The sequence below is a fragment of the Vibrio sp. 1-1(7) genome (genome assembly GCF_013048485.1).
Classification (GTDB): Bacteria; Pseudomonadota; Gammaproteobacteria; order Enterobacterales; family Vibrionaceae; genus Vibrio; species Vibrio fujianensis.
The window spans coordinates 17,858-44,606 of record NZ_VHSP01000004.1 but is presented as its reverse complement, the minus strand read 5'-3'; the positions used below and the strand labels follow the sequence as shown (position 1 = coordinate 44,606).

General features: G+C 44.3%; 27 protein-coding genes. 10 read left to right on the top strand and 17 right to left on the bottom strand.

The window, feature by feature from the left end:
• Positions 1 to 6: 6 nt before the first annotated feature.
• From rapZ to FKN05_RS12900, 10 genes are all read right to left on the bottom strand, one after another.
• Positions 7 to 864, bottom strand: coding sequence for an RNase adapter RapZ (gene rapZ / locus FKN05_RS12945; RefSeq protein WP_099610430.1), 858 nt, complete (start codon positions 862 to 864; stop codon positions 7 to 9).
• A gap of 8 nt (positions 865 to 872) precedes the next feature.
• Positions 873 to 1,325, bottom strand: a complete 453-nt coding sequence (ptsN, locus tag FKN05_RS12940) for a PTS IIA-like nitrogen regulatory protein PtsN (RefSeq protein ID WP_099610429.1) — start codon at positions 1,323 to 1,325, stop codon at positions 873 to 875.
• A gap of 1 nt (position 1,326) precedes the next feature.
• Positions 1,327 to 1,614, bottom strand: a complete 288-nt coding sequence (gene hpf, locus FKN05_RS12935) for a ribosome hibernation promoting factor (protein ID WP_099610428.1) — start codon at positions 1,612 to 1,614, stop codon at positions 1,327 to 1,329.
• Between the two features lie 23 nt (positions 1,615 to 1,637).
• The gene (locus tag FKN05_RS12930) at positions 1,638 to 3,098 is read right to left on the bottom strand and encodes an RNA polymerase factor sigma-54 (RefSeq protein ID WP_170887721.1); all 1,461 of its coding nucleotides are present in this window, start codon (positions 3,096 to 3,098) and stop codon (positions 1,638 to 1,640) included.
• A gap of 160 nt (positions 3,099 to 3,258) precedes the next feature.
• On the bottom strand, positions 3,259 to 3,984 hold the full coding sequence (gene lptB / locus FKN05_RS12925) for an LPS export ABC transporter ATP-binding protein (protein WP_099610426.1): 726 nt from the start codon (positions 3,982 to 3,984) through the stop codon (positions 3,259 to 3,261).
• 2 nt (positions 3,985 to 3,986) lie between these two features.
• Positions 3,987 to 4,484: a lipopolysaccharide transport periplasmic protein LptA gene (lptA, locus tag FKN05_RS12920; protein ID WP_170887720.1), complete on the bottom strand. Its 498-nt coding sequence runs from the start codon at positions 4,482 to 4,484 to the stop codon at positions 3,987 to 3,989.
• On the bottom strand, positions 4,465 to 5,028 hold the full coding sequence (gene lptC / locus FKN05_RS12915; RefSeq protein WP_099610424.1) for an LPS export ABC transporter periplasmic protein LptC: 564 nt from the start codon (positions 5,026 to 5,028) through the stop codon (positions 4,465 to 4,467). Before lptC ends, lptA begins: the two co-directional genes overlap by 20 nt.
• Entirely contained in the window at positions 5,025 to 5,582 is a 558-nt protein-coding gene (kdsC, locus tag FKN05_RS12910; protein WP_099610423.1) for a 3-deoxy-manno-octulosonate-8-phosphatase KdsC, read from the bottom strand. The genes lptC and kdsC overlap by 4 nt, the downstream gene beginning before the upstream one ends.
• Positions 5,582 to 6,556, bottom strand: a complete 975-nt coding sequence (locus FKN05_RS12905; protein WP_170887719.1) for a KpsF/GutQ family sugar-phosphate isomerase — start codon at positions 6,554 to 6,556, stop codon at positions 5,582 to 5,584. Before FKN05_RS12905 ends, kdsC begins: the two co-directional genes overlap by 1 nt.
• 17 nt (positions 6,557 to 6,573) lie before the next feature.
• Positions 6,574 to 7,539 carry a calcium/sodium antiporter gene (locus FKN05_RS12900; RefSeq protein ID WP_099610422.1) on the bottom strand — a complete coding sequence of 322 codons (966 nt, stop codon included), beginning with the start codon at positions 7,537 to 7,539 and terminating at the stop codon, positions 6,574 to 6,576.
• A 347-nt stretch (positions 7,540 to 7,886) separates the two neighbouring features.
• Here FKN05_RS12900 and mlaF point away from each other — a divergent pair, with 347 nt between their 5' ends.
• From mlaF to FKN05_RS12860, 8 genes are all read left to right on the top strand, one after another.
• Complete coding sequence (mlaF, locus tag FKN05_RS12895; RefSeq protein ID WP_161427717.1) at positions 7,887 to 8,690, top strand: phospholipid ABC transporter ATP-binding protein MlaF; 804 nt, start codon at positions 7,887 to 7,889, stop codon at positions 8,688 to 8,690.
• A complete protein-coding gene (gene mlaE, locus FKN05_RS12890) occupies positions 8,680 to 9,471 on the top strand; it encodes a lipid asymmetry maintenance ABC transporter permease subunit MlaE (protein WP_099610421.1) in 792 nt (263 codons plus the stop codon). Before mlaF ends, mlaE begins: the two co-directional genes overlap by 11 nt.
• A gap of 2 nt (positions 9,472 to 9,473) precedes the next feature.
• Positions 9,474 to 9,968: an outer membrane lipid asymmetry maintenance protein MlaD gene (gene mlaD, locus FKN05_RS12885; protein ID WP_099610420.1), complete on the top strand. Its 495-nt coding sequence runs from the start codon at positions 9,474 to 9,476 to the stop codon at positions 9,966 to 9,968.
• Positions 9,969 to 9,970: 2 nt separating this feature from the next.
• The gene (locus FKN05_RS12880) at positions 9,971 to 10,609 is read left to right on the top strand and encodes an MlaC/ttg2D family ABC transporter substrate-binding protein (protein WP_099610419.1); all 639 of its coding nucleotides are present in this window, start codon (positions 9,971 to 9,973) and stop codon (positions 10,607 to 10,609) included.
• Positions 10,609 to 10,926, top strand: coding sequence for an STAS domain-containing protein (locus FKN05_RS12875; RefSeq protein WP_170887718.1), 318 nt, complete (start codon positions 10,609 to 10,611; stop codon positions 10,924 to 10,926). Before FKN05_RS12880 ends, FKN05_RS12875 begins: the two co-directional genes overlap by 1 nt.
• Before the next feature lie 3 nt (positions 10,927 to 10,929).
• Positions 10,930 to 11,184 (top strand): BolA family iron metabolism protein IbaG, encoded by a 255-nt coding sequence (gene ibaG, locus FKN05_RS12870; RefSeq protein WP_099610417.1) that lies wholly within the window; start codon positions 10,930 to 10,932, stop codon positions 11,182 to 11,184.
• 9 nt (positions 11,185 to 11,193) lie between these two features.
• Positions 11,194 to 12,459, top strand: coding sequence for a UDP-N-acetylglucosamine 1-carboxyvinyltransferase (murA, locus tag FKN05_RS12865; protein WP_170887717.1), 1,266 nt, complete (start codon positions 11,194 to 11,196; stop codon positions 12,457 to 12,459).
• A gap of 71 nt (positions 12,460 to 12,530) precedes the next feature.
• Positions 12,531 to 13,274: a 1-acylglycerol-3-phosphate O-acyltransferase gene (locus FKN05_RS12860; protein ID WP_170887716.1), complete on the top strand. Its 744-nt coding sequence runs from the start codon at positions 12,531 to 12,533 to the stop codon at positions 13,272 to 13,274.
• 72 nt (positions 13,275 to 13,346) lie between these two features.
• Here the strand turns inward: FKN05_RS12860 and FKN05_RS12855 are convergent, their stop codons facing one another.
• The 5 genes from FKN05_RS12855 to FKN05_RS12835 all read right to left on the bottom strand — a co-directional run bounded on the left by FKN05_RS12855 (position 13,347) and on the right by FKN05_RS12835 (position 18,060).
• The gene (locus FKN05_RS12855) at positions 13,347 to 13,736 is read right to left on the bottom strand and encodes a RidA family protein (protein ID WP_170887715.1); all 390 of its coding nucleotides are present in this window, start codon (positions 13,734 to 13,736) and stop codon (positions 13,347 to 13,349) included.
• 137 nt (positions 13,737 to 13,873) lie between these two features.
• Positions 13,874 to 14,341: an aspartate carbamoyltransferase regulatory subunit gene (gene pyrI, locus FKN05_RS12850; protein WP_099610413.1), complete on the bottom strand. Its 468-nt coding sequence runs from the start codon at positions 14,339 to 14,341 to the stop codon at positions 13,874 to 13,876.
• Positions 14,342 to 14,353: 12 nt separating this feature from the next.
• Positions 14,354 to 15,283 (bottom strand): aspartate carbamoyltransferase, encoded by a 930-nt coding sequence (pyrB, locus tag FKN05_RS12845; RefSeq protein WP_161426959.1) that lies wholly within the window; start codon positions 15,281 to 15,283, stop codon positions 14,354 to 14,356.
• 279 nt (positions 15,284 to 15,562) lie between these two features.
• On the bottom strand, positions 15,563 to 16,567 hold the full coding sequence (locus FKN05_RS12840) for an ornithine carbamoyltransferase (RefSeq protein WP_170887714.1): 1,005 nt from the start codon (positions 16,565 to 16,567) through the stop codon (positions 15,563 to 15,565).
• 116 nt (positions 16,568 to 16,683) lie between these two features.
• A complete protein-coding gene (locus tag FKN05_RS12835; protein WP_170887713.1) occupies positions 16,684 to 18,060 on the bottom strand; it encodes a PhoH family protein in 1,377 nt (458 codons plus the stop codon).
• 266 nt (positions 18,061 to 18,326) lie between these two features.
• On the opposite strand from FKN05_RS12835, the gene rapA reads away from it, so the two are divergent.
• The gene (gene rapA / locus FKN05_RS12830; protein WP_170887712.1) at positions 18,327 to 21,236 is read left to right on the top strand and encodes an RNA polymerase-associated protein RapA; all 2,910 of its coding nucleotides are present in this window, start codon (positions 18,327 to 18,329) and stop codon (positions 21,234 to 21,236) included.
• 71 nt (positions 21,237 to 21,307) lie between these two features.
• On the opposite strand, the gene FKN05_RS12825 is transcribed toward rapA, so the two are convergent.
• Positions 21,308 to 22,579, bottom strand: a complete 1,272-nt coding sequence (locus FKN05_RS12825) for an Nramp family divalent metal transporter (protein WP_099610409.1) — start codon at positions 22,577 to 22,579, stop codon at positions 21,308 to 21,310.
• A 433-nt stretch (positions 22,580 to 23,012) separates the two neighbouring features.
• Between FKN05_RS12825 and rluA the strand changes: the two genes are divergently transcribed.
• Positions 23,013 to 23,750, top strand: a complete 738-nt coding sequence (gene rluA / locus FKN05_RS12820) for a bifunctional tRNA pseudouridine(32) synthase/23S rRNA pseudouridine(746) synthase RluA (protein ID WP_170887711.1) — start codon at positions 23,013 to 23,015, stop codon at positions 23,748 to 23,750.
• 112 nt (positions 23,751 to 23,862) lie between these two features.
• Here rluA and FKN05_RS12815 read toward each other — a convergent pair whose 3' ends face one another.
• Positions 23,863 to 26,724, bottom strand: coding sequence for a valine--tRNA ligase (locus FKN05_RS12815; protein ID WP_170887710.1), 2,862 nt, complete (start codon positions 26,722 to 26,724; stop codon positions 23,863 to 23,865).
• Positions 26,725 to 26,749: the final 25 nt, after the last annotated feature.

Below are 26,749 nucleotides of genomic sequence, written 5' to 3'. Positions count from 1 at the left end.
TAGCGCCTATTCGAGTTTCTCTAGCGAATGATGGCGAATTTGTACTTGGTGACCAAGTTCTGCAAAATATTCACCAATTTGTTGTGTGAGGTAGACTGAGCGGTGTTTGCCTCCGGTACAGCCAATCGCAATGGTTAAATAACTGCGATTGTTTTTTTCCAGCATGGGTAACCAATATTCGATGAACTTTTGAATCTGTTGCTTAAGTTCCATCACTTCGCTATGGCTTTCTAGAAAAGATTTGATCGGTGCGTCTAGGCCAGTCAAAGGGCGTAAATCGGGCTCCCAGTGAGGGTTAGGTAGGAAACGAACATCAAAGACGTAATCAGCATCACTTGGGAGACCATATTTGAAACCGAACGATTGAAAGACCATCACCAAATCTTTACGCTCCCGACCTTCAATTCGCATACGAACGGTTTCACTCAATTCATGCAACGATTGGTTGCTACTATCGAGTAGTAAGTCGGCTTGTTCTTTCAAGGGTTCGAGTAGATACCTTTCTCGTTCAATCGCTTGAGCTAGGGTGGGTTTGTCTTCGTTTAAAGAGAGCGGATGGATGCGACGAGTTTCACTGTAACGCTTGAGTAACGTCTCTTTGCTGGCATCTAAAAATAACACACTGACATCGTTATTTTGTTTAAGCTGAGCGAGAACATCTTCCACTAAACTAGGTTCTTTCGGCAAGTTACGGATATCAATACTGACAGCAATATTCTGTTTACTGCCTTGTACAGATTGAATAAATGCCTCCAGTAGGCTGACGGGTAAGTTATCCACGCAATAATAACCCAAGTCTTCCAAGACTCGTAACGCGACACTTTTACCAGCACCGGATTGACCACTGACTACAATTAAACGCATCGGAAGGCCTATTGAGGTGAGTGAACCATAATATCGTACAACTCTTGATCGCTTTGTGCGCTGCGCAGTTGTTTGAGCGTCTGTTTATCGTTCAAACGTTCAGCCATGCAAGATAGGGTTGTGAGATGCTCTTTACATTGATCTTCTGGAACCAGTAGCGCAAAGAGAAGATCGACTGGGCGGTTATCTATAGACTCAAACTCAATCGGCTCTTCACATTGTACTAATACGGCAACAGCGTGTTCGCTTGCTGCCATTCGTGCATGAGGAATCGCTATACCATTCCCAATACCAGTACTGCCCATTTTTTCTCGGTTGAGCATGCTTTCAAACAGTTCGGTGGCATTTTGCCCAGTATGTTGGGCGGCTATTTCACTGATAATTTCCAGTGCTCGTTTTTTGCTAGAACATTGGACTGCACTTTTGGTGCAATCCAATGAGAGGACTTCGCTTAATTGCATGTTAGTGGCTACTTAGCTTTTCTTTATGCTTGTTGAGTTGACGAGTGAGTTTATCCACTAGGCCATCTATCGCTGCGTACATATTATCGTTGTCCGCAGTGGCGTGGATTTCGCCTTGATTAACGTGGAGCGTAGCTTCGGCGATCTGACGTAATTTTTCAACACGTAAAATCACATGAATGGTATTAATATGTTCGAAAAAGCGCTCAAGTTTTTGAAATTTCGAATGAACATAGTCTTGCATTGAATCGGTAAGATCAATGTGATGGCCTTGAATATTGATTTGCATAGACTTTCCTTCTCTGTTGGGCCTTATAACAGGCGTTTACGCTGACTGGATGGCGCAATGGCCAACGACTCACGGTACTTGGCAATCGTCCGTCTTGCCACTTGAATCCCTTGATCAGCGAGTAGGGCCGCAATTTTGCTATCACTTAATGGTTTTGCCGGATTTTCTGCGGCGACCAGTTTTTTGATTAAGGCTCGAATTGCGGTTGATGAACATTCTCCACCATTATCTGTACTAACATGGCTTGAGAAAAAGTACTTCAATTCAAAAATGCCACGTGGGGTATGCATATATTTCTGAGTCGTGACTCGAGAGATCGTTGATTCATGCATTTCCACCGCTTGTGCAACGTCATTGAGCACCATCGGCTTCATGGCTTCTTCACCATATTCAAAGAAATCGTGTTGATGTTCAACTATGCACTTGGCAACTTTGAGCAAGGTCTCGTTTCGACTTTCTAAGCTCTTGATTAGCCATTTTGCTTCTTGCAAATTAGAGCGAATATAATTGCTATCTGCGTTATTGCCTCGTGCGAGACTGGCATATTGCTGATTGATTTTTAAACGTGGAACACCATCGGGGTTGATACTCACTTGCCACTTCCCTCGCTCTTTATATACCGAGACATCGGGGACGACATATTCGGCATGCTCTTGAGAAATTTGATTGCCAGGCCTTGGGTCGAGCTGCTGGATCAACTGCAGTGTGTTACGTAACGCTTCTTCTTTGAGCTTACTCTCTTTGATAATTTGCTTAAAATCACGGTTGCCGAGTAAATCAATATAGTCTGTTAACAGCATTTTAGCTTCAGCAAGCCAAGGTGTGTGCTCTGGATAAGTCGCTAATTGGAGTAATAGGCAATCTTGGAGATGTAAAGAGCCAACCCCTAGCGGATCAAATTGCTGGATACGTTTTCTTACCGCTTCTATTTCATCGAGTTCAACGTCGCTATTAAAGTTTTCTAGTAGTTCTTCTAGTGAGGTGGTGAGGTAGCCATAATCATCAATGGCGTCAATGATTGCATAAGCAATACTACGATCTGTATCACTAAAGGGGGTTAAATCGAGTTGCCATAATAAGTAATCGTGCAGTGTTTGGGTCGTTTCTCCCTGATAAACGGGCAGTTCATCATCAAGGCTAATACCAGTACTACCGGTATTCGCACTGTAGACATCGTCCCAAGTGGTATCGATTTCTAACTCCGCACTGATCTCGGATTTTTCAATTAAATCTGAGCTATCTGGCGACTCAGGCTCACTGATATCAGCACTGAGTTCGGAAGTGTTATTGCTCGGTGACGCATCGTCTAGCGTTGGTAAATCATCAGTCGATTCTTCAACATCCAGTAATGGGTTGGATTCTAGTGCTTCTTGAATCTCTTGCTGAAGATCTAATGTAGACAGTTGCAATAAGCGAATCGCCTGTTGCAACTGTGGAGTCATCGCTAACTGTTGACCAAGTTTAAGCTGTAATGAGGGTTTCATTCAGTATTAACTACCTTGTTTTAGTGATACCGTGCCTAACATTTATCGTACTGAAGTGATCATTCGGTTTGCTGCTACCACCTAATGGTGGGGCAGTTTTCAGGATACCTCCATTTATCGCTGTGCAATGAAGCGAACGATAATTAATGAGTTACTTTAATCATAGACGGAATTGTTCGCCAAGATAAACCTGTTTTACTTGTGCGTTGTTAAGAACATCATGTGGTGTTCCTTCAGCAATCAAACGGCCTTGGCTAACAATGTAAGCTTTTTCACAAACGTCTAATGTTTCGCGTACATTATGGTCCGTGATGAGGACACCTAAACCGCGATCGCGTAGATGTTCAATTATTTTTTTTATATCAATGACCGAGATGGGATCAACCCCAGCAAACGGCTCATCGAGCAAAATAAATTGAGGGTTGGCGGCTAATGCGCGAGCAATTTCGACGCGCCGACGTTCGCCACCAGAAAGTGCCATTCCCGCACTGTGGCGAATATGTTGGATATGAAACTCTTCGAGTAGATCTTCTAGTTTATCTTGTCGTTCTTCACGCGTCATTTCTTCACGGGTTTGTAGCACTGCCATAATGTTATCCTCAACGGATAACTTACGAAAGATAGAGGCTTCTTGAGGGAGGTAGCCTATTCCTAGCCGTGATCGGCTATGCATCGGTAAAATACTGATGTCTTTATCATCGATGCTGATGGTTCCCTCATCTCGTGCGACTAAGCCGACGATCATATAAAATGAGGTGGTTTTCCCTGCACCATTGGGGCCAAGTAAACCAACGATTTGTCCTGATTCAACTTGTAAACTGACATCGGATACGACTTTACGTTTTTTATAGCTTTTTGCTAAGTGCTCTGCTTTAAGTATGGCCATAATTATTCTTGCTGTGCGGCTTGAGGTTGAAGTACGGTGGATACGCGCCCACTGCCTTTGCTGTCAGCGATCAATTTTTGTGAAGAGATCTTATAACGAATTTTATTGCCACGAATTTGACTATCGTCTTGTGACAACATGGCTTGCTCCATCATAATCAATTCATCCTCTGCCATGGCATAGTGGAGCTGTTTGGCTTCACCGTATAAGGTTTTACCTTCGTCTGTGAGCTGAGAAAAAGTGGTAGGATTTCCGTAACCTTCGATCTTTTCTATTTTTCCGGTTTGTGAGTTACGGATCACAATTAACTTATCGGCATTAATATTAATGCTACCTTGCTTTAGTTTCACGTCACCCACAAAGGTGACGCGATTGCTTTTCATATCCAGTTGCTGACTAACCGAATCAATATAAACCGGTTGTTGAGTGTCTGTTGAGAGCGCCAACGCCGCTCCTGATGTGAACAGACAAGCCATAAGACTAAGGTGTGAGAGTTTCATATCTACCTTGTACATGGTTATAAAGAACAGCCGAATGATCGGATAAATTTCCCTTCATTGCCTGCCCTAATGTTTGAAATTGTGGGCCAACGAGTTCAACTTGACTATCAGCCCAAAAATCACGGCTATCAAGTTGAATGCTTAGCTTCGTGGTTGTCATCTGTTTAAACGCTGAATCTACGAGTAGATTATTTACGATAACTTGGTCATAAAGAATTAAAACTTGATCCTTGGTTAGGATGCCTCGTTTAGCGGTCAGTTCCCATTCTTGTGTAGTTCCATCACGAAACACTTTTAGCACCGGATATTCAAAGGTGGTGCTTCCACTGTTGGCATAATAATCAAGGTGTTGTGAGGTAATCACATAACTGCGTACACCTTGTTGGTTGTAAGAGACGTTATCGAGCAATTGGCCACTAAACAACGGAAGTTCGAAGTTAGGTGCAATTTGAACGGCTGTGTTTTGGTTTTTGTCTAATAAATAGTAGCCAGACCAAGCCGCAATAAAAAAAAGGCACAGATAAAGGATACGAGTGAAACTCATATACTCAGGCCTTTATGTTGATCCAATTCATCGCGTGCTTGCAAAATCAAATCACATACTTCTCGTACTGCGCCGTGTCCGCCTTTCGTTCGAGTCACATAGTTGGCTCGTTGAACTAACAAGGGATGGCCATCGGCGACACAGACTTTGAGTGCAACTTGTTCCATCACTGGCCAGTCAATTAAATCATCACCAATATACCCTGTCTGTTCCGGTTTGATCGCTAGCTTTTGACAAATATCGTGATAAGCGCTCAGTTTGTCATCCTGACCTTGATAAATCAGTGAAATACCTAATGCTTTCATGCGATTTTCGACAATTTGAGATTGGCGTCCAGTAATAATGGCGATCTGGATACCTGCATTCATGAGTGCCTTTACGCCATATCCATCTCGAGTATGAAAGGTTTTTAATTCTTCGCCTTGATTCCCCATGTAGATCAGGCCATCAGAGAAAACACCATCTACATCGCAGACCAACAATTGAATCGATTGTGCAATCGCAACGACCGATGCTTCAACCGGGCCATAAAGTGTGTTAACCAGTTGGGACATTACATGACTCCTGCTTTGAGTAAATCATGCATATTTAATGCACCGACTAATGTATGGTTGTCGACCAACATCAAACCACTAATGCGCTTTTCTTGCATTAAGTTTAGTCCTTCTACCGCTAGGAGATGAGGAGAGGCAACGACAGGCTTGTGTGTCATCACGTCTTGTATCTTAGCGGTATGAATATCAATTCGTTTGTCTAAAATGCGTCGTAAGTCACCATCAGTAAAAATGCCGAGTAGGTGATTTTCTTCATCGACGACGGCTGTCATTCCCAGCCCTTTGTGGCTAATTTCAAGTAGAGCATCTCGGATGAGCGTTGTTGGTGATACCTTGGGTAAATCTTCTCCCTGATGCATGATGTCAGAGAGTTTAAGTAATAATTTGCGCCCGAGTGCACCGCCAGGGTGTGAGAGTGCAAAATCTTCTGCGGTAAACCCTCTTGCTTGTAGTAAGGCAACCGCCAAGGCATCCCCCATCACTAATGTGGCCGTGGTACTACTCGTCGGTGCTAAACCAAGTGGACAGGCTTCTTTAGGCACCGTGATCTGCAGATGAAGATCCGCCAGTTTAGCCATGTTCGATAGTGGGTTACCGGTCATGCTGATGATGCGATTATTTAGACGCTTAAGCACGGGGAAGAGCGCTAGAATTTCAGACGACTCGCCAGAGTTGGAAATGGCTAAAACGATATCTCCAGCATCAATCATGCCTAAGTCGCCGTGTGACGCCTCACCAGGATGAACAAAAAACGCGGATGTTCCGGTGCTGGCCAAGGTGGCGGCTATTTTTTTACCAATATGCCCAGATTTACCAATGCCCATCACCACCACTTTACCGGTTTGATTGGCCAAAATCATTTGGCAAGCTTGGCAAAAATCATCATTAAAATATTGTTCTAGTTGTTGTAGCGCGGCGATCTCGGTGGCGAGCACTTGTTGGGCAACACCTCGATAGTCAAAGTTATCAAACATCTTTAACTCCTCAATAATTAAGCGGCCATATTCATCAGTAAATATCCTTGATAACCGAGGAACACGATAAATAGAATGGCACCTTCTAGGCGATTAATACTGCGAGACTTACCCAATGCCATAATCACCAATAATAATGAGACGCCTAACATGACCCAAAAATCCCTTCCCATCGCATTTTCACTGAGTATCGATGGATTTAAGAGCCCCGGCAGCCCCATCACGGCTAGGATATTAAATACGTTAGAACCGATAATATTGCCGACCGCCATATCATCTTCTCCCTTCAGCACACCCGCTAAGGAGGCCGCGAGTTCAGGCAGGCTGGTACCGACTGCGATGATGGTCAGCCCGATCACTAAATCGCTCATGCCGAAGTATTTGGCAATGATAACCGAATTATTGACGAGCATATTGGCTGCGAAAGGTAGCAGGATTAAGCCGAAAACCACCCACATAGCGGCTTTTGAGTTGCTGACATCGTGGGGAATTTCAGACTCTCTTTCGGCTAATAAAAGGTCACCTTTTTGCTGTTCTTTTCGGCTGATGTGTAACATCGCTAGCAAAAAAACCACAAACAAGGCTAAAAGTAAAATACCTTCATAGAAACCCAGGTGATTATTCCACAATAAGGCACCAGCAATTAGGGTAACGATAATCATCAAGGGCAGTTCACGGCGTAGTACCGTTGAACTGATTGAGAGAGGCTTGATCAGTGCCGTAATACCTAAAATTAGCGCGATATTAGCGATATTGGATCCCAGCACATTGCCGACCGCGGTATCGGTTTTTCCACTCAAAGCCGCAGTTGCTGAAACCATCATTTCTGGCGCAGAAGAGCCCATTGCGAGAATCGTCATCCCTATGACTAGAGGTGAAATGCCGACATTTCTTGCAATAGCAGCAGCGCCAAAAACCAGTTTATCTGCACTCCAAACGAGTAAAATGAGGCCGACGATCAGTAATCCAACAGCTTCGAGCATGACAATTCCTAGTTTGATGAAAAAAACAGAATAAGTAACCGTTAATTTTGACGTGTTGATCACTAAAAGGGAAGCTGAAGATGGTATTTATTGTCTCATTTTCATGCATCGTTTTTATACTAAGGCAAAAATCGAGTGTCTCACCGTTTTCTCTTACACTTTGTTACGTATATATCGTCATCAAAAGTGGCAGATGATGAGCGAGAAAGCCCCAATAAAAGGTAGCTTGTGAGGTGAATAACAGTGGATCAGACGATTAAGTAATCGAACAGTGCTTTTAATTTGGGGTTAATCTGCTTATGATTGCTCATCTTCTAGATGGAAATCGACAACAGCGAATGGTGAGTATGCCTGAAACCAATCTCGTAACCATTAATAACTTAACCTTTTCTCGAGCAAATCGAGTGATCTTCGATGATATTAGCTTGCATATGCCGAAGGGGAAAATTACCGCGATTATGGGGCCTTCAGGGATTGGGAAAACCACCTTACTGCGTCTGATTGGTGGACAATTATTTCCTGAGCAAGGAGAAATTTGGTTTGATGGTGAAAACATTCCGCGTCTCAGTCGGCGGGAGTTATATCAAGCACGTAAGAAAATGAGCATGCTTTTCCAATCGGGCGCGCTTTTTACCGATCTTAACGTGTTTGATAACGTTGCCTTTCCTTTGCGTGAGCACACGCAACTTAATGATGCCTTTATTAAAACCTTAGTCATGCTTAAATTGGAAGCAGTCGGGCTGCGTGGGGCGGCTCACCTCATGCCAAGTGAATTATCCGGTGGGATGGCTCGCCGTGCTGCATTGGCTCGAGCGATAGCACTCGATCCTGAATTAATCATGTACGATGAACCTTTTGTTGGACAAGATCCTATCACTATGGGGGTTTTGGTTGAGTTAATTCGTAATCTTAATCAGGCCTTAGGGCTCACTTCTGTGGTGGTGTCGCACGATGTGCCGGAAGTGATGAGTATTGCCGATTGGGTATATTTATTGGCTGATGGTAAAGTGATTGCCTTTGGTACGCCACAAGAGCTTGAAAAAAATCGCGATCCACGAGTGCAACAATTTTTGTGTGGTGAAGCGGATGGGCCGGTTCCTTTCCGTTTTCCTGCTCAGTCGATAGAAAAGGATCTGTTTGATGTTGAATAATGCAAAGCAGTGGGTGACGCATTTTGGCCGACGCTGTCTTGGCGTGAGCGAATCGTTTGGTCGAGCTAGCCTCATGCTGGTAGGAGCAATGACCGGACGGCCTAGACCGATTCAGCATTTGCCTTTATTGATTAAACAGTTATACAGCGTGGGAGTGCAATCTTTAGCCATTATTGTGGTGTCTGGTTTGTTTATCGGTATGGTATTAAGCCTACAAGGGTATGTGATTTTAGTCGATTATGGCGCGGAAACCAGCTTAGGCCAGATGGTGGCGTTATCATTGCTACGTGAATTAGGGCCGGTCGTGACGGCTTTATTATTTGCTGGACGTGCTGGGTCTGCCTTGACGGCTGAAATTGGTTTAATGAAGGCGACTGAACAAATTTCCAGTTTAGAAATGATGGCGGTCGATCCACTAAAACGTATTATTGCTCCTCGCCTATGGGCTGGCCTTATCTCAATGCCACTGTTGGCAATGATATTTATGGCGGTTGGTATTTGGGGCGGACAATTAGTTGGCGTTGACTGGAAGGGAATTGATTATGGCAGTTTTTGGTCAACCATGCAGGCCTCGGTCGAGCTGGGAGCTGATATTGGTAATAGCTTAATCAAGTGTGTGGTGTTTGCCATTACCGTCACTTGGATTGCACTATTTAATGGTTATGATGCCATTCCGACTTCGGAAGGCATTAGCCGAGCAACCACGCGCACCGTGGTTCATTCTTCTCTGGCAGTATTAGCGCTAGATTTTGTACTGACCGCACTGATGTTTGGGAACTAAACATGCAACAAACACGTAAACTAGAATTTTGGGTAGGCAGTTTTGTGCTAGCAGGAATTTGCGCAATTCTAGTCATTATTTTTCAAGTCGCTGACGTGAAAGGGCTTGGAGCGAACGATACTTATTCACTTACTGCAGAGTTTGATAATATTGGGAATTTAAAAGTTCGTTCCCCAGTTAAAGTTGGTGGTGTCGTGGTTGGACGAGTTGCTGCGATCAGCTTAGATCAGCATCGTCTTTTACCTCAAGTCACGTTAGCGATTGATAGCCGCTATGATCAATTTCCTGAAACGTCAAGCGTACAAATCCTCACCTCAGGGCTTATCGGTGAGCAATATATTGGCCTAATCCCTGGGTTTGTGTTTGATGATGAGCAGATGTTACGAGATGGCGACCGTATTGAAGACACTAAATCAGCGTTAGTCTTGGAAGACTTGATTGGTCAAGTTTTGTACAGTGTCGGTGGTGGTTCAAGTAGCGATAAAGACGGGAAATAATTATGCTGAAACGTTCACTCACGGTGTTAATGACTCTTTTGTGCTCTTGGGCCAGCGTGGCACAAGTGGTGATTGATCAAGCCGATCCATATCTAATGATGAAAGAAGTGGCCCAAGTTTCCTTTGACCGGCTCAAAGCTGACCAAAAGCTTATTCATGATAATCCTGAGCATTTGAAGGTGATTGTTGAACAAGAACTGATGCCTTATGTGAATGAGCAATATGCCGCCTTAAAGTTACTCGGACCTCACCTGAAAGGAGCGAAGCGAGAAGATGTGGGTACTTTCATCCATGCTTTTCGTGCCTATTTAGTTAGCAGTTATGCGCAAGTGCTTACCCAATATAGCGATCAAGAGATTGTTTTTGGGCCAGAGACCGCCATTCCTGATGATCGGCGCATTGCCAGTATAAAAGTCGAGATTATTGATACCCCACGCCCGAATATCAATTTGGAATTTAAATTACGTAAAGAAAAAGACGGAAATTGGAAAGCCTTTGATATGGTTGCCGAAGGTATCAGTTTACTTTCGAGTAAACAGTCAGAATGGAGTGGTAAAATTCGTCAAGAAGGGATTTTGGCGGTAGCCAAAGAGCTACAAACTCTGGCAGATCAACCCATCCGTTTTGAGAGTAATAATTAATGAGTCACCCTCAATGGCAGGTTGTCAACGCAGAACGGATATTGCTGCGTGGTGCGTTAGACCGAGAGACTGTTCCTCATTTATGGTCTGAAATTCAATCATGGCGAGCCGGTGCCTCGCAATGTGATGTGTCTTTAGCCGACGTTGAACGAATTGATTCAGCAGGGATGGTGATGTTAATTCACTTAATAGAGCATGCAAAAAACCAAAATTGCCATATAATACTCAGTTTTGTGCCCGAACAACTGCGCACATTATTTCAGTTGAGCAATATTGAAACGATGCTGGCTCAGCATATCAACCATCAGCAGGAGTGAACTGTGGATAGCGCACAAGTACAACAAATATTAGAACAAGCACTCAACCTTCAAGAGCTTCACGTCAAAGGTGAAGGAAGCCACTACGATGTCATCGCGGTTGATGAAAGTTTCGAAAGTATGAGCCGTGTAAAGAAACAGCAACTGATCTATGCACCGCTGATGCAGTATATCCAACGTAATGATATTCATGCTGTTTCAATCAAAACGTTTACCCCGCAAGAGTGGGCGCGCAATAAAAAGTTGATGTCGCTGTAAGGTTTTTTAATGGAAAAATTTCGAGTTATTGGGTCTGATTTACCACTACAAGGTGAAGTGACTATTTCTGGTGCAAAAAATGCGGCACTGCCAATTTTATTTGCTTCTATTTTAGCTGAAGAGCCCGTTGAAGTTGCTAATGTTCCTCATCTACGCGATATCAATACCACGATGGAACTGCTTAAACGTTTAGGTGCAAACGTTGAGCGTAATGGCTCAGTACACGTGGATGCGAGTCAAATCGATCAATATTGCGCTCCTTATGATTTGGTCAAAACCATGCGGGCTTCTATTTGGGCTTTGGGCCCACTAGTGGCTCGTTTTGGACAAGGGCAAGTTTCCCTACCTGGAGGGTGTGCTATTGGTGCTCGTCCAGTCGATTTGCACATTCACGGATTGGAGCAGTTAGGGGCGACCATTACCCTTGAAGACGGCTATGTTAAAGCACAGGTTGATGGACGTTTAAAAGGTGCACATATCGTCATGGACAAAGTCAGCGTAGGCGCGACCATTACAATTATGTGCGCGGCAACATTGGCCGAAGGGACAACCATTTTAGATAATGCTGCGCGTGAGCCGGAAATTGTTGATACGGCCATGTTCTTAAATACGTTAGGAGCAAAAATTTCAGGCGCAGGCACCGATACCATCACGATTGAAGGCGTTGAACGGCTTGGCGGTGGTCGACATGCTGTTGTGGCGGATCGCATTGAAACTGGGACTTTTCTAGTGGCTGCGGCGGTTTCTCATGGCAAAGTAATTTGTCGTAATACCAAAGCCAGTTTATTAGAAGCGGTACTTGCTAAACTTGAAGAAGCTGGGGCCGTGATTGAAACGGGAGATGATTGGATCAGTCTCGATATGACCGATCGAGAACTCAAAGCCGTTTCGATTCGTACTGCTCCCCATCCTGGTTTCCCAACCGATATGCAGGCTCAGTTTACTTTATTAAATATGATTGCCAAAGGGGGGGGCGTAATCACGGAAACCATCTTTGAAAACCGTTTTATGCATGTGCCTGAGTTAATGCGTATGGGGGCAAAAGCGGAAATTGAGGGCAACACGGTGATTTGTGGTGATGTTGATTCACTCAGTGGTGCACAGGTGATGGCAACCGACTTACGTGCCTCTGCTAGCCTGGTGATTGCTGGCTGTATTGCCAAAGGGGAAACCATCGTCGATCGTATTTATCATATTGATCGTGGCTATGAGCGTATCGAAAATAAGCTTTCTGCGTTGGGCGCTCATATTGAGCGCATTCACGAGTCAAGCTAAACGGTTTGTCTGTTAATGGGCCGAAATCCAAGGGTTTCGGTTTTTTATTCAAGCTCCTTTGGAGAACCTGGATGATTGCTTTATTGCGAATTTTAGCCGTCGCGTTGTTTGCGGTGGTGATGTTTATATTTGGCTGTGGGTATTGTTTATTTAGCCCGCGTAACCCCAAGCATGTTTTTACTTTTGGCCGCATGTTTGCTGCAATGTCGAAAGTTTTTGGTATTACTTTAGAGTTGCGTATACCAGATAACGCATACCAACGGGGTCAAGCCATTTATATTGCGAACCACCAAAATACTTGGGATCTTTTCACCGTGTCTGCGGCAGTAACGCCGAAAGTGGTGACCGTGGGCAAGAAAAGCTTAGCTTGGATGCCCTTATTTGGGCAGCTATATTGGCTAACGGGCAACATTTTGATTGATCGAGCGAATAAATCCAAAGCGAAAGGAACCATTGATCAAGTGGTCGACAGCATGAAAAATAGCGACGTTTCTGTTTGGATGTTTCCAGAGGGGACACGCTCTCGCGGTCGAGGATTGCTACCTTTTAAAGCGGGAGCTTTCCATGCGGCGATAGGCGCTCAAGTGCCGATTATTCCAATTGTCTGCAGCTCAACAGATCATCTAAAACTTAACCGTTGGAATAACGGCCATGTGATCGTTGAAATGTTGCCTCCGGTCAGTACGGCTGGCTTAAATAAAGAGCAGGTTCGAATGCTTTCTCAGCAGTGTCATCAGGACATGTTAGCAAAATTGACTGAATTGGATGCTGAAGTCGCTCAGCTTAATGGAGCCAATATTCATTCACCTCAATAAATAACATTCACCTCAATAAATAAAAAGGTTGCTTTAAAAGCAACCTTTTTATTGGACTCTCTGGCCTGTCAATTAATGACGAACGGCAATTGCTTCGATTTCAATACCAACGTCTTTGGGTAAACGTGCCACTTCAACACAAGAGCGGGCCGGGTAATGGACAACATTATGCTCATCAAAAAACTGCCCGTAAACTTGGTTGACGGTTGAAAAATCATTTAAATCTTTAACAAAGACCGTCATTTTCACAATATCACCCACTGTTAAGCCGGATGACTCAATGACGGCTTTTACATTATCTAACGACTGGCGGGCTTGAGCGGCAATACCGGTAGGTATGTCACCTGTCTCTGAATTGACAGGGATCTGACCTGAAGTTAGAACCATATTACCTAAATCGACCCCTTGAACGTAAGGGCCTATGGCGGCTGGAGCTGAGTCAGTATGCAGAACTTTTGTCATGCTAGGGATTCCATCTTGGTGATTAAAAAGAACTTTTAGTGTGCCCTTAAAGATGTGTTAGGTAAAGAGGCAATCGCATGAGAAGCGGGCGTTGTTTTCACTCCCGATGTCAGAGAACATAAGGAGTGAAGAGCGATTTATGCGTCGCGCTCTGTGACGACTTCACGTGAAAAAACTTTCTCGCAATATTTACACTTGAGGCGAATATCGTGGTTTTTTTCTAGGATACGGAAGCTACTTTCTACCGGTTCATTATGGGAAATACAATTGCTATTTGGGCACGCAAAGACACTGTTGATTTGTGGTGGCAACTCAAGTGCAAGTTTTTTAACGACTTGATAATCTTCAATTTGATTCACTGTGGCATGGGGAGCATACAAAGCTAATTTATTGGCCTGCTCTTCATTGATAAAGACATTTTCAATTTTTAGTAAGTCTTTGTGTCCCAGTGCAGATGACGGGAGATTTAAGCCAATGGTGACGCGTTGATTGGTGTTATGCATGTCAAAGAGCCTTAACACCTTAATACCGACTTTAGCCGGAATGTGGTCAATAACGGTGCCGTTTTTAATGGCTTCAACTTGCAGTTTGGTTTCTTTATTCATGATGGGCTCCAATTACAGTGACTCGTTTAACACAAGGGCAAGTAAGGCTTCACGCGCATAAACGCCATTTTCTGCTTGTTGAAAGAAATAAGCATGTGGTGTTTTATCAACATCGGTAGTGATTTCATCAACACGAGGCAGAGGATGGAGCACTTTCATATTATCGCGTGCCCCTTCAAGTAAGGAAGCGGTCAGGACATAGGCCGATTTGATATGAGCATATTCAGACTCATCAAAACGCTCTTTTTGTACTCGGGTCATATAGAGGATGTCGAGTTCAGGAATGACGCTTTCCATATCAGTATGAAAGCTATATTGCATACCGGCTTCATCGAGTTCTTCACAAATATAATCAGGCATAGCTAGTGCTTCAGGAGCAATGAAGAAGAAACGGTTATTATCAAATTTAGCTAAAGCTTGAGTTAAAGAATGAACGGTACGGCCATATTTTAGATCCCCGACAAAGGCGATATTGAGGTTATCTAATCGACCTTGGGTTTCAAATAAAGTAAAAAGATCAAGCAACGTTTGTGTGGGATGCTGATTAGAACCATCGCCTGCATTAATAACAGGGACACCATGAGAAAATTCGGCAGCCAAGCGCGCCGCGCCTTCTTGTGGATGACGAATTACAAAGGCATCAACATAAGTGGTGATCACTTGAACGGAGTCGGCAAGCGTTTCTCCTTTTTTGGCTAGCGAGGTATTACCAGCACTATCAAAGCCAATTACACTGCCACCAATGCGTTGAATTGCGGTTTCAAATGAGAGGCGAGTGCGGGTAGACGGTTCAAAGAAGCAGCTTGCGACGACTTTATTTTTTATCAGCTCCGGTTTTGGCTCTGCTTTCAACTGACTTGCGGTTTTAACAATTAATTCCAGCTCTGCTCGTGAAAGCTCAGAAATGGAGATAATGTGCTTTTGGTAAAGCGAATTCGCCATGATCTTCTTCCCTATATTTTTCTTTCAGCCATAAAAAAGCCTCCCGATCTGGGAGGCTATGTCATATCTAATAAGGGGGAAATAACGCCATACAGAGTAAGCATACTTGCTCTCTGAAATGAATCTTAGCAACATGAACAATGTGGCTTCTTTTCATTGGCTACCCCTCAGACAAATTGCTGCGCATTATACGCTGAACTTTGACCAAGGCAAGCGTTTGCTTGAGTTTTTGCTCGTTGGTACTGTGTCTCGTTGGTACTTTGTCTCGTTAGTATTGTGTTATGCGCCTAGTGTAGCAACCATGACCGCTTTGATGGTATGCAGCCGATTCTCTGCTTGATCAAAAACAATCGAGTAATCGGATTCAAAGACCTCTTCTGTGACCTCTAAACCATTCATGTCATATTTTTCTGCGATTTGCTGACCTACGGTGGTTTCATCATTGTGAAAAGCGGGTAAGCAGTGCATAAATTTAACTTGAGGGTTACCGGTGGCTTGGATAACGTCCATATTAATTTGATATGGCTTCATTAAAGCCACTCGCTCATCCCAAGCTGCGGCATCTTCTCCCATTGACACCCATACATCGGTATAGAGGAAATCACACCCAGTAACTCCTTGTGTGATGTCTTCGGTTAACGTAATTTTTGCCCCTGTTGTATTTGCAATGGTTTGACAGGTCTCGACTAATTGAGCTTCAGGCCAGAAAGCTTTGGGTGCCACTAAACGGATATCCATCCCCATTTTAGCTGCCCCTACCATCAATGAATTTCCCATATTATTACGAGCATCACCAAGGTAGGCGAAGCTGACTTGGTTCAACGGTTTGCCGGAAGAGTATTCTTGCATCGTTAGGAAGTCAGCTAAGATTTGAGTCGGATGAAATTCATCCGTCAATCCATTCCAAACCGGTACACCAGCGTATTGGCCAAGTTCTTCAACAATGCTTTGTCCATAGCCACGATACTCAATACCATCATACATTCGGCCAAGGACACGAGCGGTATCTTTCATCGACTCTTTATGACCAATTTGTGAGCCGGATGGCCCAAGGTACGTGACTTGAGCACCTTGATCAAACGCGGCAACTTCAAATGCACAGCGAGTTCTTGTCGAGGATTTTTCAAAAATCAGGGCGATATTTTTACCCAATAATTTTTGCTGTTCAGTTCCTGCATACTTTGCTTTTTTTAATTCGGCAGAGAGGTCTAACAGAAACTGGATTTCTTTGGTGGTAAAATCCAAGAGTTTAAGAAAATTACGGTGATGTAAATTAAAAGCCATACCCAGTCCTTTAGTCGTCAATCAATAGAGAGACTAGTAAAGCATAAAAATACACATAAAGTGAATAATTATTTTTTAATTTATGGTGAGTCAACTGATTAACTCACCATAATTGATTATAAATTCTCTTCAGCAAATTGAGCTAATCGGCTACGCACCACCCCATTAAGGTGGATGTTGGCACTGCCTTCAAAGTTTTTGAACCGCTCAACCATGTAAGTGAGCCCTGAGGTAACTGGAGTGAGATAGTGAGAATCAATTTGCGCTAAGTTACCCGAGCAGACTATTTTGGTGCCTTCACCGCAGCGAGTAATAATGGTTTTGATTTGTGAAGCGGTAAGGTTTTGACACTCGTCGAGTAACACAAAAGCATTTTGAATCGATCGGCCGCGCATAAAGTTAATCGACTTAAACTGAATATTGGCTTTATCGCAGATGTATTTGAGTGAACTTTCCGTACAGTGATCGTGTTTATGTAGCGCTTCTAGAGTATCGGTAATGGCGGCGAGCCAAGGCATCATTTTTTCTTCTTCGCTACCCGGTAAAAAACCGATGGATTCTCCAATATCAGGGGTGTTGCGCGTGACAATGATTTTGTCGAACTGTTTTCGTTCGATGGTTTGTTCTAAAGCCGCCGCCATGGCTAATAATGTTTTACCACTCCCGGCTGCTCCGGTGAGAATCACTAAATCAATATCGGGATCCAGCAAAGCATCGAGCGCCATCGCTTGATAAATATTTTTGGGTGTGATGTCCCATACTTTGCGATGCATCATCCGTTCTCGACTGAGATCGCGCAGGGTGACCGAGTCTGGTGTTAAATGCTCGACTCGAGCGGCAAAGTCACTTTCTTCATCGAGAACATATTGGTTTAAATAAGTGGGTTCGAAAGGTTGACGAGCGAGCTTGTGGAACGTTTTGCCAGTTAAAGTATAACTTTCGACATTTTCCACCCCAGCCCAGAAATTACCAGGACGAGTTTGAAACCCCTTGGTGAGGTATTGCACGTCATCAATCAATTGATCGGTGCGGTAATCTTCTACAAAACGTACCCCGGCCCCCTTTGCCCGTAAGCGCATGTTGATGTCTTTGGTGATCAGTACGACAGCACGAGGCGCGCGCTTGTTTTGTAGGTGTAGTACCGCATTGAGAATTCGATTATCGCCTTCTTTATCGGTAAATGCTTTGATGGTTTCATGGACATCGTAGTCGGCTAAGATAGCAATCGTGCCCCCTTGCAGACCCTGTTGCGTTAGTGGGATTCCATCGGAAATCGCATCAGGGGTTGCATCATGAAACACCGTTTCTAACGCTCGAATCGCGATTCGGGCATCGCGAGCGACGTCGCGTTTACTGTCTTTAATTCGGTCAAGTTCTTCGAGTACGGTCATTGGAATGACCACATCATGTTCTTGGAAGGAGTATATAGCGAGTGGTTCATGAAGTAGAATATTGGTATCTAGTACAAACAGTTTCCGGTTGTTATCGCCCATAAGCGTCTCCTTGCTACTCAGTGGCTATCATTTGACAAAGCATCGCGAAGTTCTTCTTCACTCATGACATAGAAATATGACGATTTGATGTCAGTGAAGAGGCTAGGAAAAAAAGCAGGGAATGAACGTGACCTACTTCATAGCTTCAAGTAAGATTAGCGGTCTTTTTCTGCGCCGGAATAATAGAGCGATTAGACTTTTTTTGTACAAGGCGCAGAGTTCTCAATAACTTTATGTCTAATCCAAATTGATGAGGTAGTCGATTAATGACTTTTGCTTTGGGGCAACGCTGGATAAGTGATACGGAAAGTGATTTAGGTTTAGGCACTGTGGTCGGCATGGATGCTCGCACGGTGACGTTAATGTTTGCTGCATCAGAAGAAAACCGAGTCTATGCTCGGCATGATGCGCCAGTGACACGAGTGACATTTAATGTAGGAGATACCATTGATAGCCAAGAAGGATGGTCACTGCATGTTGAGCAAGTCGTCGAAGAGCAAGGTGTATTCACTTACCTAGGAACCCGCGAAGACACGCAAGAATCGGGCATCGCACTTCGGGAAATTTTCCTGAGTAACCAAATTCGTTTTAACAAGCCTCAAGATAAGTTGTTTGCCGGTCAAATTGATCGGATGGACAACTTTGTTTTACGTTACCGAGCGTTAAGCAATCAATATCAACAGCATAAAAGCCCAATGCGAGGTTTATGTGGTATGCGTGCTGGTTTGATCCCTCATCAATTATATATTGCCCATGAAGTCGGGCGTCGTTACGCCCCACGAGTATTATTAGCCGATGAAGTTGGCTTAGGTAAAACCATTGAAGCGGGCATGATCATTCATCAGCAAGTGTTATCTGGACGGGCTGAGCGAATTTTAATTGTGGTGCCTGAAACCCTTCAGCACCAATGGCTAGTGGAAATGTTACGCCGGTTTAACTTGCACTTTTCGGTATTTGATGAAGAGCGTTGCGAAGAAGCCATTAGCGAAGCGGATAATCCGTTTGATACCCAGCAATATGTACTCTGTTCACTTGATTTTCTGCGCAAACGTCGACAACGCTTTGAGCAAGCATTAGATGCAGATTGGGATCTACTGGTGGTGGATGAAGCCCACCATTTGCAGTGGAGCCAAGATAAACCCAGCCGTGCATATCAAGTGATTGAGGCATTGGCTGAACGTACCCCTGCCGTCTTATTGTTAACGGCAACGCCTGAACAATTGGGGCGAGAAAGCCATTTCGCTCGTTTACGTTTACTCGATGCTGACCGATTCTATGATTATGATGCTTTCATTAAAGAAGAAGAACAATATGCGCCAGTCGCTGATGCGGTGAGTGCATTATTTTCTGGTATGGCTTTGAGTAATGAAGCGAAGAATCAAATTGGTGAGTTACTGAGTGAGCAAGATATCGAGCCATTGCTAAATGTCTTGGAAAGTCAAGCAGATGACTTGGAAAAGAGGGCCGCTCGAGATGAATTAATCAGTAACTTGATGGACCGCCACGGTACCGGGCGGGTGTTATTTAGAAATACTCGAGCTGCTATCAAAGGGTTTCCAGTACGCAATGTCCATTTATTACCGATGGTGATTCCTGAACAGTACAGTACATCTATGCGAGTCGCAGGCATGATTGGCGGTAAGTTAAGCCCTGAGGCTCGGGCCATGAAAATGCTTTACCCAGAAGAGATCTTCCAAGAGTTTGAAGGGGATGATGCGAGTTGGTGGCAGTTTGACTCTCGTGTTAACTGGTTGATTGAAAAGGTAAAAGCGAAGCGCGGTGAAAAGATTTTAGTGATAGCTTCAAGGGCAAGCACGGCTTTGCAGCTAGAGCAAGCGCTGCGTGAACGGGAAGGCATTCGGGCAACAGTCTTCCATGAAGGTATGTCAATCTTAGAACGGGACAAAGCAGCGGCCTATTTTGCTCAGGAAGAAGGGGGGGCGCAGGTTCTTATTTGTAGTGAAATTGGATCGGAGGGGCGAAACTTCCAATTCGCGCATCAGTTGGTGATGTTTGATTTACCATTTAACCCAGATCTACTTGAACAACGTATTGGCCGCTTGGATCGAATTGGGCAACACAATGATATTGATATTTATGTCCCTTACTTGCAGGGGACATCGCAAGCGATTCTAGCCCGTTGGTACCATGAAGGCTTGAATGCTTTTGCTGAAACCTGCCCAACAGGACGCGCAGTGTATGACCAATTTGCTGAACGTTTGATCGCCATGCTGGCGAGCAGAGAGAGTAGTGAACTGGATGCGGTGATTGACGAGTCAGCAAAACTGAATAAATTATTAAAAAGCCAACTAGAGCAAGGGCGTGACCGACTGTTAGAAATGCATTCCAATGGGGGTGAAAAAGCACAGCAAATCGCCCAGTCTATTGCCGAGACAGATGGTGATACCAACTTAGTCACTTTTGCCTTGAGTCTATTTGATACGATTGGCCTTAACCAAGATGATCGTGGTGAAAATGCGCTAGTAGTGACGCCTTCTGAGCATATGATGGTGCCTAGTTATCCTGGTCTACCTTATGAAGGTGCGACAATTACCTTTGATCGAAATACCGCTCTTGCGCGGGAGGATATGCACTTTATCAGTTGGGAACACCCGATGATCCAAGGGGGAATTGACTTACTGATGAGTGAAGGTGTCGGCGTTTGTGCGGTATCGTTACTGAAAAATAAAGCACTCCCTGTAGGAACCATTTTGTTAGAAATGGTTTATTTGGTTGACGCTCAAGCACCGAAAAGTAGTGGTATCAGCCGGTTTTTACCGCCGACTCCGATCCGCATGTTGCTAGATGCACGTGGTCACGATTTATCTTCGCAAGTAGATTTTGAAGCATTTAATCGCCAACTAAGCCCCGTGAATCGTCATTTAGCGAGCAAATTAGTCAGCTCAGTACAAGCGGAAATTCACCGTTTGATCACCGAAAGTGACCTATTGGTCAGCGAAAAAGTCATGGCGATTCGTGAGCGGGCTGAAAATGAGATGCAGCATAGCCTGAATGCAGAGTTGCAGCGGTTGTTGGCTTTGAAAGCGGTCAATCCTAATATTCGAGACGAAGAAATTAGCGTCTTGGAGGAGCAAATTACATTATTAACAGGCTATATTTCCCAAGCGCAATATCAGTTAGATTCGCTACGGTTGATCGTCGTCACTCATAACTAATCAATGATTATTTGTAATAAAGGCCTTCAAAATGAAGGCCTTTATTTTCGATAGCCGAACAACATGGTTAGTTACATTAACCATTTCCACCAAATAAATAGTGCTAAGAAGCCGAATAAATAGAGTAATCCAACAAGAGATAAGGCTTTTAATTTTGGCCCAACTTGTAGTGCTTTAGGCAGCGGTGTTCGGGTGACCAGAACATAATTTAGCAGCGCAAAAATCGGAGTGGTCATAAAAGCCATCACCATGGCAAAGTCTAGCATTGGCATTAATGCGGATGCCCAGAAGATAATGATCGCTAAGGCTAATGCTGAAACCACAAACATCCATGACTGAAAAACTCGTGGGGATGGTTGTGCTTGATGGCTTAGGAGCCGTTGAGATTCAGCAATCACTCGGGAATAGCCATCAATCACGGTAATGGTACTGCCAAAAATACAGAAAAAAGCGATGACAGCAATCAAGTATCTTGACCATTCACCAATGGTCGAGGCATACAATCCAACCAATTGATGAGAAAATCCGACTCCGGATTTAGATAATTCGACACCGGTGCCATGCAGCACTAAGCTGCCCAATGCAAGAAAGACAATCGCTAAAATGGCTGTCCCTATGTAGCCGACATTGAAATCAAATAAGGCGGATTGAGGGGTAACGGATCGTTGTTTGCACTGACTTTTTAACCACATTGAAGTGAGACTAGAAATTTCAATGGGGGCTGGCATCCATCCCATGGTGACAACAATAAAACCGATGGCGGCAATATTCCAAGGGGAAGGTGCTTGTGTTGCCATGGTAACAGGCGCAGGGTTGGTTGCTGCAATGAATACTGCTGTTAATGTCGCAAGAGTGAGCACCGCCATAATGGTTTTGGACAACAGATCTAATGCTCGATAGTGTCCCGTCAATAGAATCACCAAACAAGTGATGAGAATCAGCGCACTGAGTGTCGGCATAGATAACTGAAAAGGAATAAAGTATCCCAGTAAACTGGCACTGAACATCAGCAGTGCTGCGGTATTGACGATGCCAGAGAAGACGCTGAGAATGGCAAAAATCCATAGGTAAGGTTTACCGAGTTTCGCATAACCTTCGACGAGACTATTCCCGGTTCCCATGGTGTATTGCACACTGGCTTTAAAGAAGGGGTACTTAAAGAGATTAACCAGTAAGATCAAAGCCGCCAACTGCCAGCCATAGATAGCCCCCGCTTTAGTTGAGGCAACCAGATGTGACCCGCCTACCGCAGCAGCTGCCATCATAATGCCAGGGCCAAGTGCCCGAATCAGCTGAGCGAAAGAAAGCTTGGCCGAGGATGAGTAAGGGACGGTGTTTTCCATGCTTGTTCCTTATATATCTGAGCTATTGATACTCGATGTTGCTGATGTTTAAACCGATTGGTCTAGTGCATCTTAATAAGCCGGTAATCGAGGCCAATTAGGGTGATTTCTTTCAATAGCGGTATTCATCGTTCTGTGGGTTGTTATTATGCGAAAAACGAGACAACTTTCTTTGGTGTTCTTTATTGTCAATACCCATGATTAATATCACTTCTAATTAGTATGTCAATCATTATTTACATTGTTGTCATTTAAATTGGACGGTGATGCTGAGCTTTATCATCTCAATTGAACGGCTCCATCGCTTCTATGCTCAGTATCATTCGTCGTGAAAATGAGGCAAAAATACCGATTTATGCTGAGCTTGATGGCGCTGCAACTTTGTCAGTTTTGGGTATATAATGCAGCGTTTTGAGTAAATGAGATGTAATTGATGGCAATGACTGAGTATCATCCACCAACTGAACCGTGGATTGATGTCGTGTACGAAGATGACTATATTTTAGCGGTCAATAAGCCGTCAGGGCTGCTTTCGGTTCCGGGTAAGCATGCAGAACATTACGACAGCATGTGGAGCCGCTTAGTGGAGCGTTACCCTGAGATTCAAGTGGTTCATCGACTCGACATGTCGACATCAGGATTAATGTTATTTGCCAAAAATAAATACATGGAAGCGGCGTTAAAAAAGCAGTTTCAATATCGCTTAACCCATAAAGTGTATTACGCGCGGGTATGGGGAAATATCGAGCAGTCGCAAGGGGTCATCGAGCTGCCATTGATTTGTGACTGGCCTAATCGTCCGAAACAAAAAGTTTGTTTTGAGCACGGCAAAGCCTCAACAACCCTTTATCAGGTCGTCAAACAAGAAGAGCAAACAAGCATTGTGCGCTTATTTCCGATCACAGGGCGCTCACATCAACTTCGCGTACATCTACTTGCGATTGGTCATCCTATTGTCGGCGATGAGTTTTATGCTTCTCCTGAAGCGTTAGCTTTTGCTAATCGTTTACAACTACATGCAGCAGAACTCAGTTTTTATCATCCGCGCAGTCATTGGCTACGTACTCTGTTCGTACCTTGTGATTTTTATCCTGAGGCTCAGGAAGAAATTTTGCACCACTTTGATCCTGAGCGAAAATTACCAGACTATAAAACGCTTCCTCGACCATAATGTGAAGCGGATTTATCGTTGGTGAGTCGCGTCACCGTTTAGTTTTATCGGCAGCAAGCAATAAGGCAGCGAATCGCTGCCTTATAATGATGATGAGTGACTATACCGTTGATTAAAGTGCGGCAATCGTTGCTTTTTGCTCAGCTAATTTTACTAGCGTTTCTTGATAGCCTTCGAGTTTTTCACGCTCTTTGGCCACAACCGCTTCAGGAGCTTTAGCGACGAAGCCTTGGTTACCCAATTTGCCTTCGATACGTTTAATTTCCCCTTCCGTTTTTGCGATTTCTTTACTTAAACGTTCCAGCTCAGCTTCTTTATCAATCAAGCCAGCCATGGGAATCATCAACTCTGATTTACCGACTAAGGCGGTCGCACAGGCTGGAGTGATTTCTTCGTCGGTCAGCACGCGAACGCTTTCTAACTTAGCTAGAGCTATCAGTACTGGTTGATTCGCTGCAAGGCGAGCGGCGTCTTGTTCATTGGCAGCTTTAAGCATTACTTCCAATGGTTTACCCGGATTAATGTCATATTCCGCTCGCAAGTTACGAATGCTGGTGATAAAGGCTTTTACCCACTCAATATCATTCAGAGCTTCTTGATGGAAGTTCGCATCATTATATTGTGGCAGTGTTTGCAGCATGATGGTGTCACCTTCGACCCCTTCGACGATAGGTTTAACACTTTGCCAAATCGTTTCTGTGATGTAAGGGATAACAGGGTGTGCCAAGCGTAGCGTTTTTTCTAGTACGGTAATCAAGGTGCGACGAGTGGCTCGTTGTTGCGCTTCACTGCCTTTCCAAAGGATCGGTTTAGTCAGCTCTAAATACCAGTCACAGAATTGGTTCCAGATAAACTCATACAGCGTATTAGCTGCCATATCTAGCCGGTAGTTATCAATGTGATTATTGAACTCTTGAGCAGCCAATTCGAATTGTGACTCGATCCATTTATCAGCCAATGAATATTCAAGCTCAGCACCAGCGGCAAAGCCGCAATCTTGCTCTTGAGTGTTCATCAAAACATAGCGACTCGCGTTCCACAGCTTGTTACAGAAATTACGGTAGCCTTCTAAGCGTTTCATGTCCCAGTTGATATCACGGCCCGTTGAAGCCATGGCTGCAAGTGTGAAACGCAAAGCATCGGTGCCATATGCTTCAATACCATTTTCGAATGTTTTACGGGTATTTTCCTCTATTTTTGCAGCCAGCTGAGGCTGCATCATGTTTCCAGTGCGTTTAGCGACTAGCGATTCGAGATCAATGCCATCAATCATATCGATTGGATCGAGTACGTTACCTTTTGATTTTGACATCTTATCGCCATTTTCATCGCGAATCAGGCCTGTCATATACACGGTCTTAAAAGGCACCTGAGGTTTGCCATTTTCATCTTTGACAAAATGCAGCGTCATCATGATCATGCGCGCCACCCAGAAGAAGATAATGTCGAAACCAGACACCAATACATCTGATGGATGGAATGTCTTCAGTGCTTCTGTATTTTCCGGCCACCCTTGTGTACCAAAAGTCCACAAAGCGGAAGAGAACCAAGTATCCAGCACGTCATCATCTTGACGCAGTACCATATCCGCTGCCAGATTGTTTTCTGCCCGGACTTCAGCTTCGTTACGACCGACAAATACATTGCCTTGCTCGTCATACCAAGCCGGGATACGGTGCCCCCACCATAATTGGCGAGAGATGCACCAATCTTGTACGTCTCGCATCCAAGCAAAATACATATTTTCATATTGCTTTGGAACAAACTGGATATCACCATTTTCAACGGCTTCAACCGCTGGTTTTGCTAGAGGTGCTGTACGCACGTACCATTGGTCGGTCAGCATTGGTTCAATCACAACGCCACCACGATCACCGTAAGGAACGGTTAAATCGTGATCTTTGATTTCTTCCAAAAGACCTAACGCTTCAAATTCAGCGATGATCGCTTTACGCGCAGCAAAACGTTCCATACCTTGATATTTTGCTGGGATTTCTGTGCTATAAGCATGACTTGCTTCGCCGTTTGAGTTAAAAACTTCGGCTGCATCACGGATGTTCGCATCAAGGGTTAGAATGTTGATCATGGGGAGCTGATGGCGCTTACCGACTTCATAGTCGTTGAAATCGTGCGCTGGGGTAATTTTCACACAGCCAGTGCCTTTCTCCATATCGGCATGTTCATCGCCGACAATAGGAATACGACGACCCACGATAGGCAGAATGATCGCTTTACCAATCAGATCGCGATAGCGAGGATCTTCTGGATTTACGGCAACGCCAGTATCACCAAGCATGGTTTCTGGGCGCGTGGTCGCAACCACGATATAGTCTTTGCCCTCGGCGGTTTTTGCACCATCGGCTAATGGATAGCGGAAATGCCACATATGGCCTTTGGTGTCTTTGTTTTCTACTTCAAGATCAGAAATGGCGGTATGCAGTTTAGGATCCCAGTTGACTAATCGTTTGCCGCGATAGATCAAATCTTCTTTATAAAGGCGCACAAACACTTCTTGTACTGCTTTATAAAAACCATCATCCATGGTGAAGCGCTCGCGATCCCAGTCAACAGAGGCACCGAGCCGACGTAATTGTTGGGTGATTGTGCCACCGGATTCTTTTTTCCATTCCCAAATTTTATCGATAAAGGCATCTCGACCGTAATCGTGTTTGGTTTTCCCTTCTTCTGCGGCAATTTTACGTTCAACAACCATTTGTGTTGCAATTCCTGCATGGTCTGTACCGACTTGCCATAAGGTATTTTTGCCTTTCATACGCTGGCAGCGAATCAAGGTATCCATGATGGTGTCTTGGAATGCGTGCCCCATATGTAGGCTACCAGTGACGTTTGGCGGTGGAATCATGATGCTGTACGCGTCGTTGCTTGTATCGCCGTGAGGCTTAAAGTAGCCTTGCTTTTCCCAAGTCTGATATAGATCTTGTTCGATGGATGTTGGGTTATATGTCTTTTCCATAGTGCTCTTAAATGGATACTTTGAT